This is a genomic window from Bradyrhizobium nivariense (assembly GCF_029846695.2).
Taxonomy (GTDB): Bacteria; Pseudomonadota; Alphaproteobacteria; order Rhizobiales; family Xanthobacteraceae; genus Bradyrhizobium.
Genome location: NZ_JARWCR020000078.1, coordinates 29,701 through 44,474 on the forward strand (window position 1 = coordinate 29,701; position 14,774 = coordinate 44,474).

At 65.6% G+C, this 14,774-nt stretch carries 18 protein-coding genes; 11 read left to right on the forward strand and 7 right to left on the reverse strand.

All coding sequences use genetic code 11. From position 1 onward, the window contains the following. Positions 1 to 23: 23 nt before the first annotated feature. The 3 genes from hisG to QCM77_RS38715 all read right to left on the reverse strand — a co-directional run bounded on the left by hisG (position 24) and on the right by QCM77_RS38715 (position 3,043). On the reverse strand, positions 24 to 1,001 hold the full coding sequence (gene hisG / locus QCM77_RS38705) for an ATP phosphoribosyltransferase (RefSeq protein ID WP_279690139.1): 978 nt from the start codon (positions 999 to 1,001) through the stop codon (positions 24 to 26). Next, positions 998 to 2,152, reverse strand: coding sequence for an ATP phosphoribosyltransferase regulatory subunit (locus QCM77_RS38710; protein ID WP_280096367.1), 1,155 nt, complete (start codon positions 2,150 to 2,152; stop codon positions 998 to 1,000). Before QCM77_RS38710 ends, hisG begins: the two co-directional genes overlap by 4 nt. A gap of 138 nt (positions 2,153 to 2,290) precedes the next feature. After that, on the reverse strand, positions 2,291 to 3,043 hold the full coding sequence (locus QCM77_RS38715) for a 16S rRNA (uracil(1498)-N(3))-methyltransferase (RefSeq protein ID WP_280096368.1): 753 nt from the start codon (positions 3,041 to 3,043) through the stop codon (positions 2,291 to 2,293). A gap of 210 nt (positions 3,044 to 3,253) precedes the next feature. On the opposite strand from QCM77_RS38715, the gene QCM77_RS38720 reads away from it, so the two are divergent. Together QCM77_RS38720 and ubiA are read left to right on the forward strand one after the other, a co-directional pair. Beyond that, complete coding sequence (locus QCM77_RS38720; protein WP_279667304.1) at positions 3,254 to 3,916, forward strand: hypothetical protein; 663 nt, start codon at positions 3,254 to 3,256, stop codon at positions 3,914 to 3,916. Further along, positions 3,913 to 4,845: a 4-hydroxybenzoate octaprenyltransferase gene (gene ubiA / locus QCM77_RS38725; RefSeq protein WP_279667302.1), complete on the forward strand. Its 933-nt coding sequence runs from the start codon at positions 3,913 to 3,915 to the stop codon at positions 4,843 to 4,845. The genes QCM77_RS38720 and ubiA overlap by 4 nt, the downstream gene beginning before the upstream one ends. On the opposite strand, the gene QCM77_RS38730 is transcribed toward ubiA, so the two are convergent. Continuing rightward, a complete protein-coding gene (locus tag QCM77_RS38730; protein WP_279667301.1) occupies positions 4,842 to 5,360 on the reverse strand; it encodes a DUF6101 family protein in 519 nt (172 codons plus the stop codon). The genes ubiA and QCM77_RS38730 overlap by 4 nt on opposite strands. 264 nt (positions 5,361 to 5,624) lie before the next feature. Here QCM77_RS38730 and QCM77_RS38735 point away from each other — a divergent pair, with 264 nt between their 5' ends. Genes QCM77_RS38735 through lpxK form a run of 6 tightly spaced genes read left to right on the forward strand, consistent with a single transcriptional unit; the run spans position 5,625 to position 11,164 of the window. After that, on the forward strand, positions 5,625 to 7,028 hold the full coding sequence (locus QCM77_RS38735) for a TldD/PmbA family protein (RefSeq protein ID WP_279667300.1): 1,404 nt from the start codon (positions 5,625 to 5,627) through the stop codon (positions 7,026 to 7,028). Continuing rightward, on the forward strand, positions 7,015 to 7,833 hold the full coding sequence (locus QCM77_RS38740; RefSeq protein WP_279667299.1) for an inositol monophosphatase family protein: 819 nt from the start codon (positions 7,015 to 7,017) through the stop codon (positions 7,831 to 7,833). Before QCM77_RS38735 ends, QCM77_RS38740 begins: the two co-directional genes overlap by 14 nt. Before the next feature lie 60 nt (positions 7,834 to 7,893). Continuing rightward, entirely contained in the window at positions 7,894 to 8,136 is a 243-nt protein-coding gene (locus tag QCM77_RS38745; RefSeq protein ID WP_007596929.1) for a DUF4170 domain-containing protein, read from the forward strand. Then, positions 8,133 to 8,846, forward strand: coding sequence for a lysophospholipid acyltransferase family protein (locus QCM77_RS38750; protein ID WP_279667298.1), 714 nt, complete (start codon positions 8,133 to 8,135; stop codon positions 8,844 to 8,846). Before QCM77_RS38745 ends, QCM77_RS38750 begins: the two co-directional genes overlap by 4 nt. Continuing rightward, entirely contained in the window at positions 8,839 to 10,155 is a 1,317-nt protein-coding gene (locus tag QCM77_RS38755; RefSeq protein WP_462804385.1) for a 3-deoxy-D-manno-octulosonic acid transferase, read from the forward strand. The genes QCM77_RS38750 and QCM77_RS38755 overlap by 8 nt, the downstream gene beginning before the upstream one ends. After that, on the forward strand, positions 10,148 to 11,164 hold the full coding sequence (gene lpxK, locus QCM77_RS38760; protein WP_280096370.1) for a tetraacyldisaccharide 4'-kinase: 1,017 nt from the start codon (positions 10,148 to 10,150) through the stop codon (positions 11,162 to 11,164). Before QCM77_RS38755 ends, lpxK begins: the two co-directional genes overlap by 8 nt. Here the strand turns inward: lpxK and QCM77_RS38765 are convergent. Continuing rightward, entirely contained in the window at positions 11,151 to 11,288 is a 138-nt protein-coding gene (locus tag QCM77_RS38765) for a hypothetical protein (protein ID WP_279690131.1), read from the reverse strand. The two genes, lpxK and QCM77_RS38765, sit on opposite strands and share 14 nt — an antisense overlap. A 291-nt stretch (positions 11,289 to 11,579) precedes the next feature. On the opposite strand from QCM77_RS38765, the gene QCM77_RS38770 reads away from it, so the two are divergent. Next, the gene (locus QCM77_RS38770) at positions 11,580 to 11,915 is read left to right on the forward strand and encodes a GYD domain-containing protein (protein ID WP_280096371.1); all 336 of its coding nucleotides are present in this window, start codon (positions 11,580 to 11,582) and stop codon (positions 11,913 to 11,915) included. A 385-nt stretch (positions 11,916 to 12,300) separates the two neighbouring features. On the opposite strand, the gene QCM77_RS38775 is transcribed toward QCM77_RS38770, so the two are convergent. Beyond that, positions 12,301 to 12,495 carry a hypothetical protein gene (locus tag QCM77_RS38775; RefSeq protein ID WP_280096372.1) on the reverse strand — a complete coding sequence of 65 codons (195 nt, stop codon included), beginning with the start codon at positions 12,493 to 12,495 and terminating at the stop codon, positions 12,301 to 12,303. A 521-nt stretch (positions 12,496 to 13,016) separates the two neighbouring features. Between QCM77_RS38775 and QCM77_RS38780 the strand changes: the two genes are divergently transcribed. After that, positions 13,017 to 13,331 (forward strand): hypothetical protein, encoded by a 315-nt coding sequence (locus tag QCM77_RS38780; RefSeq protein ID WP_280096373.1) that lies wholly within the window; start codon positions 13,017 to 13,019, stop codon positions 13,329 to 13,331. A gap of 16 nt (positions 13,332 to 13,347) precedes the next feature. On the opposite strand, the gene QCM77_RS38785 is transcribed toward QCM77_RS38780, so the two are convergent. After that, positions 13,348 to 13,575: a DUF2093 domain-containing protein gene (locus QCM77_RS38785; protein WP_247343579.1), complete on the reverse strand. Its 228-nt coding sequence runs from the start codon at positions 13,573 to 13,575 to the stop codon at positions 13,348 to 13,350. 176 nt (positions 13,576 to 13,751) lie between these two features. Between QCM77_RS38785 and QCM77_RS38790 the strand changes: the two genes are divergently transcribed. Then, entirely contained in the window at positions 13,752 to 14,576 is an 825-nt protein-coding gene (locus QCM77_RS38790; RefSeq protein ID WP_279690121.1) for a dienelactone hydrolase family protein, read from the forward strand. Positions 14,577 to 14,774: the final 198 nt, after the last annotated feature.

The window sequence follows — 14,774 nt, forward strand, 5'->3', positions numbered from 1 at the left end:
GCTACGCTGAACGGACCTGGGGCTCACTGCCGCAGGAACGCCTCGAGCTTGGCAAACAGCGGGTTCTCCCGGTCGAACACGTAGTCGAGCGAGACCACCGAGACGGTCTCGGCGCCATGCGCGCGGAGGAAGCTTGCGAGCGCATAGAGCTGGCCCGGCGGGCAGTGCAGCGTGAGCATCCCCGACGAGGTCGGGCCGCCGAACGGCGCTTCGACGCCGAAGCGGTCGTGGGCTTCGCCGAGCAGGGCTGCGTCGCACTGCCCGAAGCGGGTGCGGACCTCGCGGTACTTGTTGGCCCGCGCCCGCGCCGCGATGTGATCGAGGATGATTCGCGCGGTCTCTCGCGCCTGCGGCGACCAGTCGGCGTCCCTTGAGGCGACCAGATTGGCCTGGCTGCGCAGGATCACGCCGTCGTCGAGCACTCGGAGGCCATTGGCAGCGAGCGTCGCGCCTGTCGTGGTGATGTCGACGATCAGCTCGGCGGCGCCGGCTGCCGGCGCGCCTTCGGTCGCGCCGGTGCTTTCGACGATGCGGTAATCGGTGATGCCGTGGCTCGAGAAAAAGGTACGGGTGAGGTTGATGAACTTGGTCGCGACCCGCATCCGCATGTGATGCTGCTCGCGGAAGCCGGTGGTGACGTCGTCGAGGTCGGCCATGGTGCGGACATCGATCCACGCCTGCGGCACCGCGACGACGACGTCGGCGTAGCCGAAGCCAAGCCCCTCGATCAGCGCGACGCGCTTGTCGGCGTCCGCGATGTTCTCGCGCACCAGATCTTCCCCTGTGACGCCGAGATGCGCCACGCCGCGCGACAATTGCGAGGCGATCTCGCTGGCCGAGAGATAGGCGACCTCGACATTGTCGAGATCCGCGATCGTGCCGCGATAGTCGCGCGCGCCACCGGCCTTCGACAGCTTGAGGCCTGCGCGGGCGAAAAAGGCCTCAGTGTTCTCCTGAAGGCGGCCCTTGGAGGGAACGGCCAGAACGAATGGCGCGCTCATGATTTGAGCTCCTTGCGGCCGATCCGGGTCAGCGCATCGACCCAGACGGAGAATCCGACGGCCGGAATCGGGTCGGGCGACCCGAGCTGGGTCATCAGCCCGTCATAGCGGCCGCCGGCAACCAGCGGCTCGGCGCCGTTGCCCCTGTGATGCACTTCGAATTCGAAGCCGGTGTAGTAGTCGAGACCGCGTCCGAACGCGGTCGAGAAGCGCGTCTGCTTCACGTCGATGCCGCGCGCCGCCATGAAGCCGACCCGGCTCTCGAACTGATCGATGGCAGCAGCGAGATCGAGCTTTGCGTCAGTGGTGAGCGCGCGCAGCTCGGCGACGGCGTGGTCGGGATTGCCGGAGATTCCGAGGAAGCGCTTGAGCACGGCAATGGCCTCACGCGGCAGCGCGCCGCCCTTCAGCGTCGACTGCTCGAGGAAGCGGTCGGCGATCTCGGCCGTGGTGCGGCCGCCGACATTGGTGGTGCCGGCGATCGACATCAGATCGGTGACGAAGGCGAGCGCTGCCTTGCGGTCGGAGCCGGCGAGCGCGGCGAGCACGCCTTCATATTCGCTGCGCGTCGCGGTGGTCGCGGCTGCCAGCCGCTCCAGATCCTGCTCCAGGCTGATCTTGCGGTTGAAATCCTTGATCAGGCGGCGGCGCCAGACCGGATAGAGGTCGAGCGCATCGAGCAGCGCGTTGAACAGCGCCACGTCGCCGGTACGGATCTCGACGTCGCGGACGCCGAAGGCGGCGGTTGCTTCCAGCGCCAGCGCCAGCATCTCGGCATCCGCCGCGGCACGATCCTGGCGGCCGAACGACTCGATGCCGGCCTGGAGAAATTCGCTAGCCTGGCCGCTGCGGTAACGAAACACCGGGCCAAGATAGCTGAACCCGGCCGGCTGGCCGGCGCGGCCCGAGGCGAGATAGTCGCGCGCTACCGGAATGGTCAGGTCCGGGCGCAGGCAGAGCTCCTCGCCGGACGGGTCCGTGGTCAGGTACAGGCTCTTGCGGATGTCCTCGCCGGAGAGGTCCAGGAACGGCTCGGCCGGTTGCAGGATGGCGGGCTCGGCCCTGACATAGTCGGCCTGCGCGAACGACAGCAACAGCGTGTCCGCCCAGGCGGCGGAGCCGGCAGCATTTGAGGTGGCAGTCGTGGTCATGGCAGCGAGTCCATCGTCCCGGCGGAACCGGGCAGGGCAAGGAAGTGAATTGGCGCAGGCCTTAGCATGGCCCGATAGCGGTTTCGACCTCCAAAGGATCAATCGCTTAACGGGTCGGCCTCCGGGATCAAGCCGAGATCAAGCCGTCTTGCCACCCCAATCGCCCAGCACCGCCTGCACCAGCGCCAGCGCGGCCACTGCAGCGGTGTCGGCCCGCATGATCCGGGGTCCCAGGGCCAGCCGCAGGATTTTCGGCTGCCGCAGCAGCAGCGCCCGCTCTTCCTCGGCAAAGCCGCCTTCGGGGCCGATCAGCACGTCGATGCCTTCCGCCGGGCGTGCGCCTTGCAGGCTCTGAATGGGGTTTTCGACCTCCGCCGCCTCGTCGCAGAAGATCAGCAGCCTGCCGGCGGCGCGCTGGCTGAGGAAACGCTCCAGCGGCGCCGGCTCGGCAACGGTGGCGATGCTGAGAATGCCGCATTGCTCGGCCGCCTCGACCACATTGGCGCGCATCCGCTCGGTATTGACCCGGGAGGCCTGGGTGAACCGGGTCAAGACCGGCTGAAGTGTGGCGGCGCCCATCTCGATGGCCTTCTGCACCATGTAGTCGAGCCGGGCATGCTTGAGCGGGGCGAAGACGTAGGCGAGATCGGGCAGTCGGTCCTGCGGCCGGGTCTGCTGGAGGATGACGAGGCCGTCCGGGCGCTTGCGGCCTTCAATGGCGGCCTGCCACTCGCCGTCACGCCCGTTGAACGCCAAAACCTCGGCCCCGGCGGCAAGCCGCAGCACATTGCCGAGATAATTGCTCTGGTCGCGGTCGAGCTCGACCCTGCCGTCCTGGGCAAGGGGGGCGTCGACGAACAGGCGGGGGCCGCGGAAATCGTGGGAGGGCATCGTTCAAGGGTCCAATTTGGCGCCGTTCTTAACCGAATGCAGTACTTTCGGGGTAAATATTGCCAAATTGGTGCGTCGGCGCGCCGCGCTCTTGCCCTATTCGACGGGTTGTTAAGGGCCGGCGGGAATCGTAAAATCGCGAGCACGCTGGTTGCGCTTCAATTGGGAAGACGCCGAATCCCGCGAGCTCCTGCCGGAGAGACTGCCTTGATGATCCGTCATTTGATGGTTCCGATCACTGCCGCCATGGTCACGATGGGCGCCGCGGGTGCCTATGCGCAGGGTTTCCCTGCGCCGCTGCCCGGCCAGGCCGCAACCAGTTCCGCGTTCCCGCCCGTGAATGGCTCCGCGCCGACCGCCTCCGTCGGCGGCGCGCCGCAATCGTCCTTCCCCGTGAACGGCGCCGCGCCCGTCGGTGGTGGCGCCGGCGCTTTCAGTGCCGCCCCGCCGACGCAAGGCGGTCCCGGCGAGGACTGCATGAAGGCCTTCATGCCTCTGCGCGAGGATGCCGAGAAGCGCGGCAAGCTGATCAAGGCCGCGAGCGACCGTCACGCCCCGCCTGACGAGGCCTGCAAGCTGATCCGCAACTTCAGCCAGGCTGAGACCAAGATGATCAAGTACATCGAGGCCAACGCCTCGAAGTGCGGGATTCCGGCGCAGGTCGGCGCGCAGATGAAGGACGGCCACAAGAACACCGAGGCCATGGCGGCGAAGGTCTGCAATGTTGCGCAGCAGATGCAGAACCAGCCGCGCGGTCCGGCCGGTCCGTCATTGAGCGAAGTGCTGGGTTCGGGATCGGCGCCCGAGGCCAATGCCGGCAAGAAGGGCGGCAGCACCTTCGACACACTCAACGGCAACGTCCTGACCCGATGAGCGACACATCCGCCCGCGTTGCCGATTCCACCGGCAACTGGGTCGATACGCGCGCGCCGCGATGGGCGCGGCCTTACTTGCGGCTCTCCCGCTTCGATCGTCCGATCGGCTCCTGGCTGCTGCTGATGCCGTGCTGGTGGTCGGCGGCGCTCGCTGCCGGCATGGCGCACGACGTCCGCCGCCTGCCGCTCACCATCGTCCTGTTCTTCATCGGCGCCTTCGTCATGCGCGGAGCGGGCTGTACCTGGAACGACATCACCGACCGCGATCTCGACGACAAGGTCGAGCGCACCCGCTCGCGGCCCCTGCCGTCGGGGCAGGTGAGCGCGAAGCAGGCGCTGGCCTTCATGGTCGCGCAGGCGCTGATCGGGCTCGTGGTGTTGCTGCAGTTCAACCGCTTCGCGATTCTGACCGGCATTGCCTCACTGCTGATTGTCGCGGTCTACCCGTTCATGAAGCGCATTACATGGTGGCCGCAGATCGTGCTCGGGCTCGCCTTCTCCTGGGGCGCCTTGATGGGCTTTGCCGTCACCTTCGGGCGCATCGACGTCACCGCGCTCGTGCTCTATGCCGGCGCGATTTCCTGGGTGATCGGCTACGATACGATCTACGCGCATCAGGACGCCGAGGACGACGCGCTGATCGGCATCAAGTCCACCGCGCGCCTGTTCGGCGCCCATACCCATCAGGCGCTGATCCTGTTCTACGGCCTTGCGGTGATGCTGATCGGCGTGGCGCTGGCGTCAGGCGACGCGCGCTGGCCGGCCTGGCTCGGACTTATGGCCTTCGCCGTGCATTTGGCGTGGCAGATCGCGCGGCTTAATATCAGCGACGGCGAACTCTGCAAGCGCCTGTTCTATTCGAACAGGGATGCGGGGCTGCTGCTGTTTGCGGGTTTGCTGGCCGACGCGGTGATGCGGGCGGCTTAATTCCGCGCGATGATCTCGCGCTCATCGCGATGCACCGACAACTCCCGTGCGACACCGGTGCGGCGGCGCATCAAAAATTTCGGACGGCGGGCGCGGATCGCATTGGCGCGGCGACGGCGCGGCGCGGGCTTGCGCGCGCCTTCGTCGAGCTGCGGAAGCGCGAACAGCTGGCTCCAGATCGCCCAGGCCTCAACGAGTTCGTCGCCATCGGCGCTGACCAGCAGCGGAACGGAGAGCGAGGGATCGCGGTGCACGAGGACGAGGGTCTGGGCCTCGTCGTTGCCGCGCAGCGCGACGCCGGTGAAGTCGCTGACGCGGACGTTGATCGCCATCCGCATGCCGCGGACGGCACGGCGCAGCACGACACGTTCGCGATGAAGCTCGATCTGCCGGACATAGCCGTCGGCGCGCGGATCATGCGCATCGAAGCGGACCGGAAGGGAAAGGGGGTCGAGCCGCAGGCTGCGGCTCGACCCGGCGGGAGTGACCCCGCTTGTTGCTGTTTGACGCCTCACGGCTTTAGTTCTCCCCGCCGGGATTATGTTCCCGGTCGATGCGCGGACCTTAGCGCGGGCCTTTCCGAAACCGCTTAAAAAGGCTGGTTAATCCAGCGTCACCGTCGCGCATGATTGACAAGACCTTGGCGCGCATGATTGACGAGACGTTGCGCGCAAGGTGCGAATCTGAGCTTTTGGTGGGCTGAAAATGCTTGAAGTCCGCGCTATCAGGGCACATCTGTGGGTTCCGGTCCCGAACCTCGCCCCAACAGGATTTCGTTTGTGAACCCTTCACCAAGCTCGACGCTTTCGCCCAAGGATTCGTCCACAGCCGGTCGCGACCTGTTCGACCAGTCTGCGCTCTCCGATCTCGCGCAGCGGCTGGTGGAGGCTGCGAAGCGCGCCGGCGCGGATGCGGCCGATGCGGTCGCGGTGCGCGGCGTCTCGCAAGGCGTCGAAGTGCGCGACGGTCGCGTCGAGGAATCCGAGCGGTCCGAGGGCGACGATGTCGGCCTGCGCGTGCTGGTCGGCCGGCGCCAGGCGGTGGTCTCGACCAACGACGCCAGCGGCGATGCCGTGACCAAGCTTGCCGAGCGTGCGGTTGCGATGGCACGCGTGGCGCCCGACGACAAATATGTCGGCCTTGCCGATCCCGCGCTGCTCGCGCACGATTTCCCCGATCTCGATCTGCTCGACCCTGACGTGCCCGCGACCTTGGAGCTCGAGCGCCGCGCGCTCGAAGCCGAGGCCGCGGCGCTCGGCGTGAAGGGCGTGAGCAAATCCGGCGGCGCCTCGGCCTCCGCCGGCATGGGCGGCATGGTGCTCGTCACCTCTACCGGCTTCCACGGCTCTTATCTGCGTTCCAGCCAGGGCATCTCGGCCACCGCCATTGTCGGCGAAGGCACCGGCATGGAGCGCGACTACGACTTCACCTCGGCGCCGCATGGTGCCGATCTGCTGTCGCCGGAGATCGTCGGCCGTTCCGCGGGCGAGCGCACCGTGGCGCGCGCCAATCCGCGCAAGGTCGAGACCTGCAAGGTGCCGGTGGTGTTCGATCCGCGCGTCGCGGGCTCGCTGGTCGGTCACGTCGTCGGCGCCATCAACGGCGCTTCGATCGCGCGCAAGACCAGCTTTTTGAAGGACAAGCTCGGCCAGCAGCTGTTCGCCAAGAACATCCGCATCATCGACGATCCCTTGCGCAAACGCGGCCTGCGCTCGCAGACGTTCGACGCCGAAGGCGTTGCCGTGAAGAAGATCGCGCTGATCGACGAAGGCGTGCTGACGACCTGGCTGCTCGACTGCGCCACCGCGCGTGAGCTCGGCCTCACCACCACCGGCCACGCCCATCGCGGCGTCTCCTCCTCGCCGTCGCCCGGGCCCTACAATCTTCATCTCGAACCCGGCACGCCGACGCCGGCCGAGCTGATCGCCGACATCAAGCAGGGTTTCTACGTCACCGATTTGATCGGCTCGGGCGTCAACGGCGTCACCGGCGATTACAGCCGCGGCGCCTCCGGCTTCTGGATCGAGAACGGCGAACTCACTTATCCCGTGAGCGAGGTGACGATCGCCGGCCATCTGTTCGAGATCTTCAAGTCGATGCAGCCGGCGAACAATCTCGAGTTCCGCTACGGCGTCAATGCGCCGACGGTGCGCATCGAGGGTTTGACGCTTGGCGGACGTTGACGCGAACTCAACAGGCGAAACCATCCTGGCGCGTGACGCGGCGCTACTGCAAGACACGGTGCGGGAGGCAGGCGCGCTCGCGCAGTCGATGTTCCGCACCGAGCTGAGGAAGTGGACCAAGGGCGTGTCCTCACCGGTCTCGGAAGCCGACATCGCCGTCAACGACCTTCTCGAAGCGCGCCTGCGCGCAGCGACGCCAGACTATGGCTGGCTGTCGGAGGAGAGCGCCGACGACGAGGTGCGGCTGTCGCGGCGGCTGACCTGGATCGTCGATCCCATCGACGGCACCCGCAACTACCTCAATGGTCATGACGAATGGTGCGTCAGCGTCGCGCTGGTCGAGGATGCCTCGCCCGTCCTCGCCGCGGTGTTCGCGCCGACCAGCGACGAGTTCTTCTTCGCGGCCCGGGGGTATGGCACGACCCTCAACGACGCGCCGGTACGGGCGACGGCTGGATCCGAGCTCGACTTCTCGCGTGTCGCGGGCCCGAAGCCCCTGGTTGAGCGCCTGAAGCCGTCACTGGGCGAGATCAAGCTGCATCCGCGAATCGGTTCGCTCGCGCTGCGGCTCTGCCGGGTCGCCCATGGCGCGCTGGATGCGGCTTTTGCGGGGGGCAACAGCCATGATTGGGACCTTGCGGCGGCCGATTTGATCGTGCAGGAAGCGGATGGTAGGATGAGCGACCTCTCCGGAGATCCCATCCTCTATAACCGCCGGGAAGTCACGCACGGGGTGCTGGTGGCAGCGGGCCGCGATCGTCATGCGAACATTGTCGCGCATTTTCGAAACCGCCCCTTGCCGTGAAGCGCTTTCTCGTGCTTGTCGAACACTGCTTTGCCGGGCAGCCCGTTAGGAACAGAACCCATGCCAGATAGTGCCCCGCAACAACTGCTCCACCTCGTCGTCGGCGGCGAGCTCGTCGATCTCGAGCACAACACCTTCAAGAACCTCGACGACGTCGAGATCGTCGGCCTCTATCCGAACTATGCGACCGCCCACGCCGCCTGGCGAGCCAAGGCGCAGAGCACGGTCGACAACGCGCAGATGCGCTATTTCATCGTCCATCTCCATCGGCTGCTCGACCCGAATCAAGAACCGGCGCGTTGAAAAAGCTGCTTCGCAATACGCTACGGAGCAGCTTCGTTCAGCGTGCCGTCGGAATCCTGGCGGCCGAATATCTGCGTCTGGTCTGGCGGACCAACAAATTCACGTTCGATCCGCCTAACGTCTATGACCGCGTCGAGCCGCAGATCCCGGCGATCTTCGCGTTCTGGCACGGCCAGCATTTCCTCACCCCCTTCATCAAGAACAAGGACTGGTACAAGGCCAGGGTCCTGATCTCCCGTCACCGCGACGGCGAGTTCAACGCGATTGCCGCCGAGCGGCTCGGCATCGGCACCATCCGCGGGTCCGGCGACCATGGCGGCGCGTTTCACCGCAAGGGTGGGGTCGGCGCCTTCAAGGAAATGGTGCGGACGCTCCAGGACGGTTGTAATGTCGCGCTGACGGCCGATGTCCCCAAACGCTCGCGCGTGGCCGGGCTCGGCATCATCATGCTGGCACGGGAATCGGGGCGGCCGATCATGCCTTTTGCGATGGCGACCAGCCGCTTCGTCCGGCTCAAGAACTGGGACCGCACCACCATCAACCTGCCGTTCGGGCGGGGCGCATTGGTCGGCATCAAGGAAATCCACGTTCCGCCGGATGCGGACGCCGCCACCATGGAAGCGCTGCGGCTCGAACTGGAAGAGACCTTGAACGAGGCGACCCGCCGCGCCTATGCGCAACTCGGTCGCCCGGGACCTGCAGATGCCTAAATCGCTGCCAGGCTCGCTGCCGATCACGCTGCGGATGTATCGGCGCCTGGCTCGCGGCCTGGTGCCGCTCGCGCCTGCGCTGATCAAGCGGCGGCTGAAGCAGGGCAAGGAAGATCCCGCGCGCGTCGGCGAACGGCGGGGCCTGTCCCGGGACGTGCGGCCGCACGGCCCGCTGGTCTGGATTCACGGCGCCAGCGTCGGCGAGGTGCTGGCCGCGGCCGCACTGATCGAGCGACTGCGCGATCTGAACCTGCGCATTCTGCTCACCTCCGGCACGGTCACCTCGGCCGCGGTCGTGGCAAAACGCTTTCCGCCCGATGTCATCCATCAATACGTGCCGTACGATTCACCGCGTTATGTCGCGCGCTTCCTCGACCATTGGAAGCCGTCGCTGGCGCTGTTCATCGAATCCGATTTGTGGCCGAACCTGATCCTGGCGGGCGCTGCGCGCCGCGTGCCGATGGTGCTGATCAACGGGCGGATGTCGCCGCGTTCCTTCCCGAGATGGCGCCGTATGCACGGCACCATCTCGGCGCTGCTGTCGCGGTTCGACATTTGTCTGGCGCAGTCGAAGACCGATGCCGAGCGCTTCTCGACGCTCGGCGGCCGCGACGTGCTCACCACGGGCAATCTCAAGCTCGACGTTCCGGCGCCGCCGGCCGATCCCGCCAAGCTCGAACGCCTGATGGCAATGACGCGCGGGCGTCCGATCATCGTCGCGGCCTCGACCCATCCGGGCGAGGAGGAGATGCTGGTGGCGGCGCATCGCAGCCTCGCGGGTTTCTTCCCGCAGCTTTTGACGGTGATCGTGCCGCGCCACCCGGATCGCGGCTCCTCGATCACAGGCCTGATCACGGCATCCGGCCTGAAGCCGGCCCTGCGCTCGCGCGACGAGTTGCCGACGGCGACCACCGACGTTTATGTCGCCGACACCATGGGCGAGCTCGGCCTGTTCTACCGCCTCTCGGGAATCGTGTTCATGGGCGGATCGCTGATCCGCCATGGCGGTCAGAATCCGATCGAGGCGATCAAGCTCGGCGCTGCGATCGTCCATGGTCCGCACGTCTTCAATTTCGCCGATGTCTACGAGGCGCTCGATCACAGTGGCGGCGCGCGCCAGGCCGACACGCAGGAACTGCTGATCAAGCAACTCGGGCAGTTGCTGGCCGATCCGGCGCTGCGTGACAAGATGCAACGGTCGGGCGCCGGCGTGGTCCAGGATCTCGGCGGCGCGCTCAACCGCACCATGGCCGCGCTCGAGCCCTACCTGTTGCAGTTGCGGATCGAGATGGGGGCCGCCAATGCGTGAGCCGGCCTTCTGGTACCGGCCACGTTCCCTCGAGTCGTACGCATTGGGGCCGCTGGGTGCGCTCTATGGCGCGATCACGGAACGGCGGATGCTGAGCGAAGGCGTGGACGCCGGCATCCCCGTGATCTGCGTCGGCAACTACCATGTCGGCGGCGCCGGGAAAACGCCCACCGTGCTGGCGCTGACGAAGCTCTTGCGCGAGCTCGGCGAGACGCCGGTGGTGCTCAGCCGCGGCTATGGCGGACGCCTGACGGGCCCGGTGATGGTCGACCGGATGCGTCACACCGCTTCCGACATCGGAGACGAGCCGCTGATGATGGCGCGCGACGTCCCTGTTACGGTCGCGCGCGATCGCCTCGACGGTGTCGCGCTGGCGAAGTCGCAAGGCGCCACCGTGATCCTGATGGACGACGGTTTTCAGAACCCGCGTCTGCTGAAGGACGCGTCGCTGATCGTGATCGACAGCGAACGTGGCCTCGGCAACGGCAAGGTATTTCCGGCCGGCCCCCTGCGCGCGCCGCTGAACGCGCAGCTCGCGCGTACTGACGCACTGGTGCTGATCGGCGACGGCCGCGCCGCCAACGGTGTCGCGGCCGAGCTTGCCAAGCGCAACAAGCCGGAGCTGCGCGCGCGGCTGAGACCCGACGCCGAGTCGGTCGCAAGACTGTTGGGCAAGCCGGTGTTCGCATTCGCGGGTATCGGCGATCCCGAACGATTCTTCCGCAGCTTGCGCGCCAGCGGCATCGAGGTCGCGCGCACCCGCTCCTTCGCCGATCATCACATGTTTTCAAACGACGAGATCGCAGCTCTCGCCGCGGAGGCGCAGCGCGAGCAGCACACACTGGTGACGACGGAAAAGGATCTCGCACGCCTGCGCGGCCGCGAAGACGTGCCCGACAGCATCGTGCCGTTCGCGGTCCAGCTCGAATTCGATGATCCGGCAGCGCTTCGGCAGTTGATCAGCGACCATCTCTACAAAGCGCGCGAGCGACGGTTCAGCAGGCGATGATCTCGTAGGTTGGGCAAAGCGACTCCGCCGTAGCCCAGAGAGCGAAGGCGAAGACGCGCCCCGTATCCATGCCGCCCCGAACGACCGGAAGCAAAGTGACTCGGCGAAAGATCAGATTGCGCATCGCTCTCTCCTTTGTGGACGCCACGGTGTGATGGAAAAACAGTTCACCCGGCGTGATGCGTCAATTGATCGTGGCGACATGTCGCGGCTGATGAATTCCCTTCCGCACGTTCGGGAGTTGATGTAGCCTTTCATGAGAGCCGTCACCGGGACGTGCCGAACTCCCGGAAATTATCGGCGGCGTTTATGCCCACGGCGGGCAGTACCTTCATCATTTCAGATGCGGCGGCCGTAACGACGAGTTCGGAACGGCCGGGAAAGTCATTGCCAAAAACCCAGAGGAGGACATGCCATGCATTTTTGCCTCACCGGACAATACACACCACGCGCTCTCAATGCCATTTTGGAGAATCCCACGACCGATCGCCAGGAGGCGGCAAGAAAACTCATCGAAGCGGCCGGCGGAAAGCTGATTTCGATGTACAGCGTTGCGGCCGACGGCCCAGGCGTTTTGGTGATTTTCGATGTGCCTGATCCGGCTGCGGCTCCGGCCATCTCCGGCCTGACCGTCTCGGCGGGCACCCTGCAGAACGTGAAATTGACGCGGCTGTTCACGCAGAACGAGATCAAGCAGGTCCGCCAGAACGCGGCGAAGCTGCGTTCTTCGTATACCCCGCCCGGAGGCTGACATCCGGATCTAAAGCGAAGCCGCCGCAGTCGAACGAAGCGGCGGCAACGCTCACCTCACAGCAAGAATCACGTCTGCAAACCGAGGCGAGGCGAAGGCCTTCCGGCGGCCATTGACGGACCATGCTGTACGGCGCGTGCTGCGTCCGGCGCCATAGGTCCGACCGGACGTGCTTGCCAGCGGCCTCGGTAACGGTCTGCGATTGCGGTTCAGCAGTCAATCATGCTCACCACGCCCCAACGGCCATCAATCCGATAATGGTCAGGCACGAGACGCAGGCCACCATGACGGTATAGTACTCGGGTGCATTCATTGCTGCCTCCCAAACTGTTGCCAATTGCTTGGTCACTGCTACGCGGGAGAGATCGCCGGTCTCGGGGCTGCTTCAATTCGGCGTGCCGCGATCGGTCTTGCGTTGTGCGTCCGTCCTCTCATCGTCACCCTGATCCGGATGATGATGCGCTTCGGGAGCTTCAGAGCGTTCAGCTGCGATCAGAAGCTGTTTCCGCATTTCAGCGAGGCGGGCGCGGCAATATTCACGATAGAGCAGGTCTAATATGGTGGGCATGATCACCCCCATCGTTTGATTTTCGATTTACAAATATTCCACCGCGAATTTTCGAGGTGATCGTAGCCCGTCGGATGGCTCTTCGATATGAGCCCGTTCACAGACTGCGCCAATTCCAAAGCTCAATGGCTGTTTGGTTGACTTGATCGTCTGCGCGATAAAAGCAACAGGGCTAATTACCTAACACGCACCATAGCAGCCCTCTGTTTCAGCAAGACTTCGTCAAACAACTTAAGGGCGCTGAACCGCACCGAAAACTCCACCACAGCGCGAAATGACTTTACCACGGAGTGCAAGTACGATTCGATGCAACGCGGATCGGCACGACGGAGATCGTTTGCTGTGACACTCACACGTCAGGCGCACGAATCGTCGCGGCGGCGACGCAGACCATCCCCGTGCTCGCGATAAGCTGCTGCACGGCTCGTGCTACGCTGCAGGGCAGCTGCGCTTTGCCCACCCTGCGGCCGCCTGCCATTCACGCGGCATTCATCGCAAAACTCCTACCAGTTTCAGACGACCAGGAGAATTCGATGAAACCGCCGTCCGCGGCCGTCGCCGCCAGTCTTGTGTGTCTGATCGTTGCGCCGGTGTTTGCACAAACGACGCCGCCGGCCGCTCCGGCAAATCCGACCAGCACGGTGCCGGTTCCCGCGACCAAGCGGGTGACGTGCCTCGCTACGACGCAAAATTTGAAGGGACAGGACAAGCGCGACCAGATGCAGCTCTGTATGGCCCAGGCGCGGGTCGATTGCCTGAAGCAGGCGATCGATCAGAAGATCGTCGGCGAGCCCAGGAAGAATTTCGTGAAGAGCTGCGTGGGCGCGGATGGCACGGAGCAACAATAGGCGTGCGGCCGCGGCCTTACGACTGCGGCTTCGGCGCGCCGGGGTAATGCCGCTCGAGCACGGCGGCGGGCGTGGCGTAGGCTTCCTGCAGGTCCACACTCCAGTACTTCAACTCGTCGAGCGGGATGCGCGTGTCGGTGATCGCGCAACGCACGAAGGTCCCCGGCGAGATCACACGGAAGTCGCCGTCGAGATATTGCACCTGCGCTTCGCCATGGCCCGAGGGGCCGAACTTGTTCAGCACGGTCGAAAGTCTCCGTGGAAGGCCGCTCCGTGGAAGACCCTGGAGGGCACGATGTGTTGGACGGGATGTAGCATAGATAGGGTGGCTTGTCCGCCCGGTAAACCCACCGGTTTGTGATGTTTTGCCGCCGTTTCCGCGTGATAATGCTTGAGCGAAGGATCCAACGGCAGAGTCCGATGCGCCTTCCGTTAACCGCCCTGTTCCTGACCTTCCTGATGTCGGCCGCGCACGCGTCGCCGGCGCCGCAGCCGGTCGAGATTCCGCTGGCGTCCGGCGTGCTTCATGCGCAGCTCTATAAGCCTGAGGGCGCGGGGCCGTTTCCGACCGTGATCGCGCTGCACGGCTGCGGCGGCCTCGGCGGCCATTCCGATTCCGTCCTGCCGCGCTATCGCGATTGGGCTGAGCGCCTCTTGAAGGCCGGCAATGCCGTGCTGCTCCCTGACAGCTACGGCTCGCGCGAGCTCGGGCCGCAATGCCGCGTCAAGGAGATGCGCGTCAAGGCGCGGCGCGAGCGCGTTGCCGACATCGCGGCTTCGCGGGCCTGGTTGATGAAGCAGGCCTGGGTGGCGCGCGAGCGAGTCAGCCTGATCGGCTGGGCCAATGGCGCCAGCGCGCTGCTCTGGGCCGTGCGTCCGCAGGGTGCGGCGCGCGATGCTGGTCCCGATTTCCGCGCGGCGATCGCGTTCTATCCGGACTGCAGGATTTCCGCAGGCTTGGGGTGGAGCACACGGGTGCCGACCCTGGTGCTGATCGGCGCCAATGACGACGTCTCGTCGCCGCCGGCCTGTCGCCAGATGGTCGAGGGCGCGCATGGCCGAAGCGCGCTCGCGCGCATCGTGGTCTATCCCAGCGCCTATCACGATTTCGACAGCGCCAACACGCCGCTGCACGCGCTCGCCGGCAGCACCGACACCGCCGCGCCCGAGCACGGCCATCTCGGCACCGATGCGGTAGCGCGTGCGGAGTCGCAGAAGGAAGTCGCGGAGTGGCTGGCGCGATGAGGCCGCGCTGAAGCTCCGGTAGCCCGGATGAGCGTAGCGATATCCGGGTAGGTCTGTCCCGCATGTCGCTACGCTCATGCGGGCTTCTGTAACGGGCTTGGTTAGTCAATCCCTTTTTGCGCCATCCTCTCGCCGGGAACCTGCTTCTGTACGGGATCGGCGCGGTGGCCGTCACCTGATGGGGTTCTAGAGAGGAGC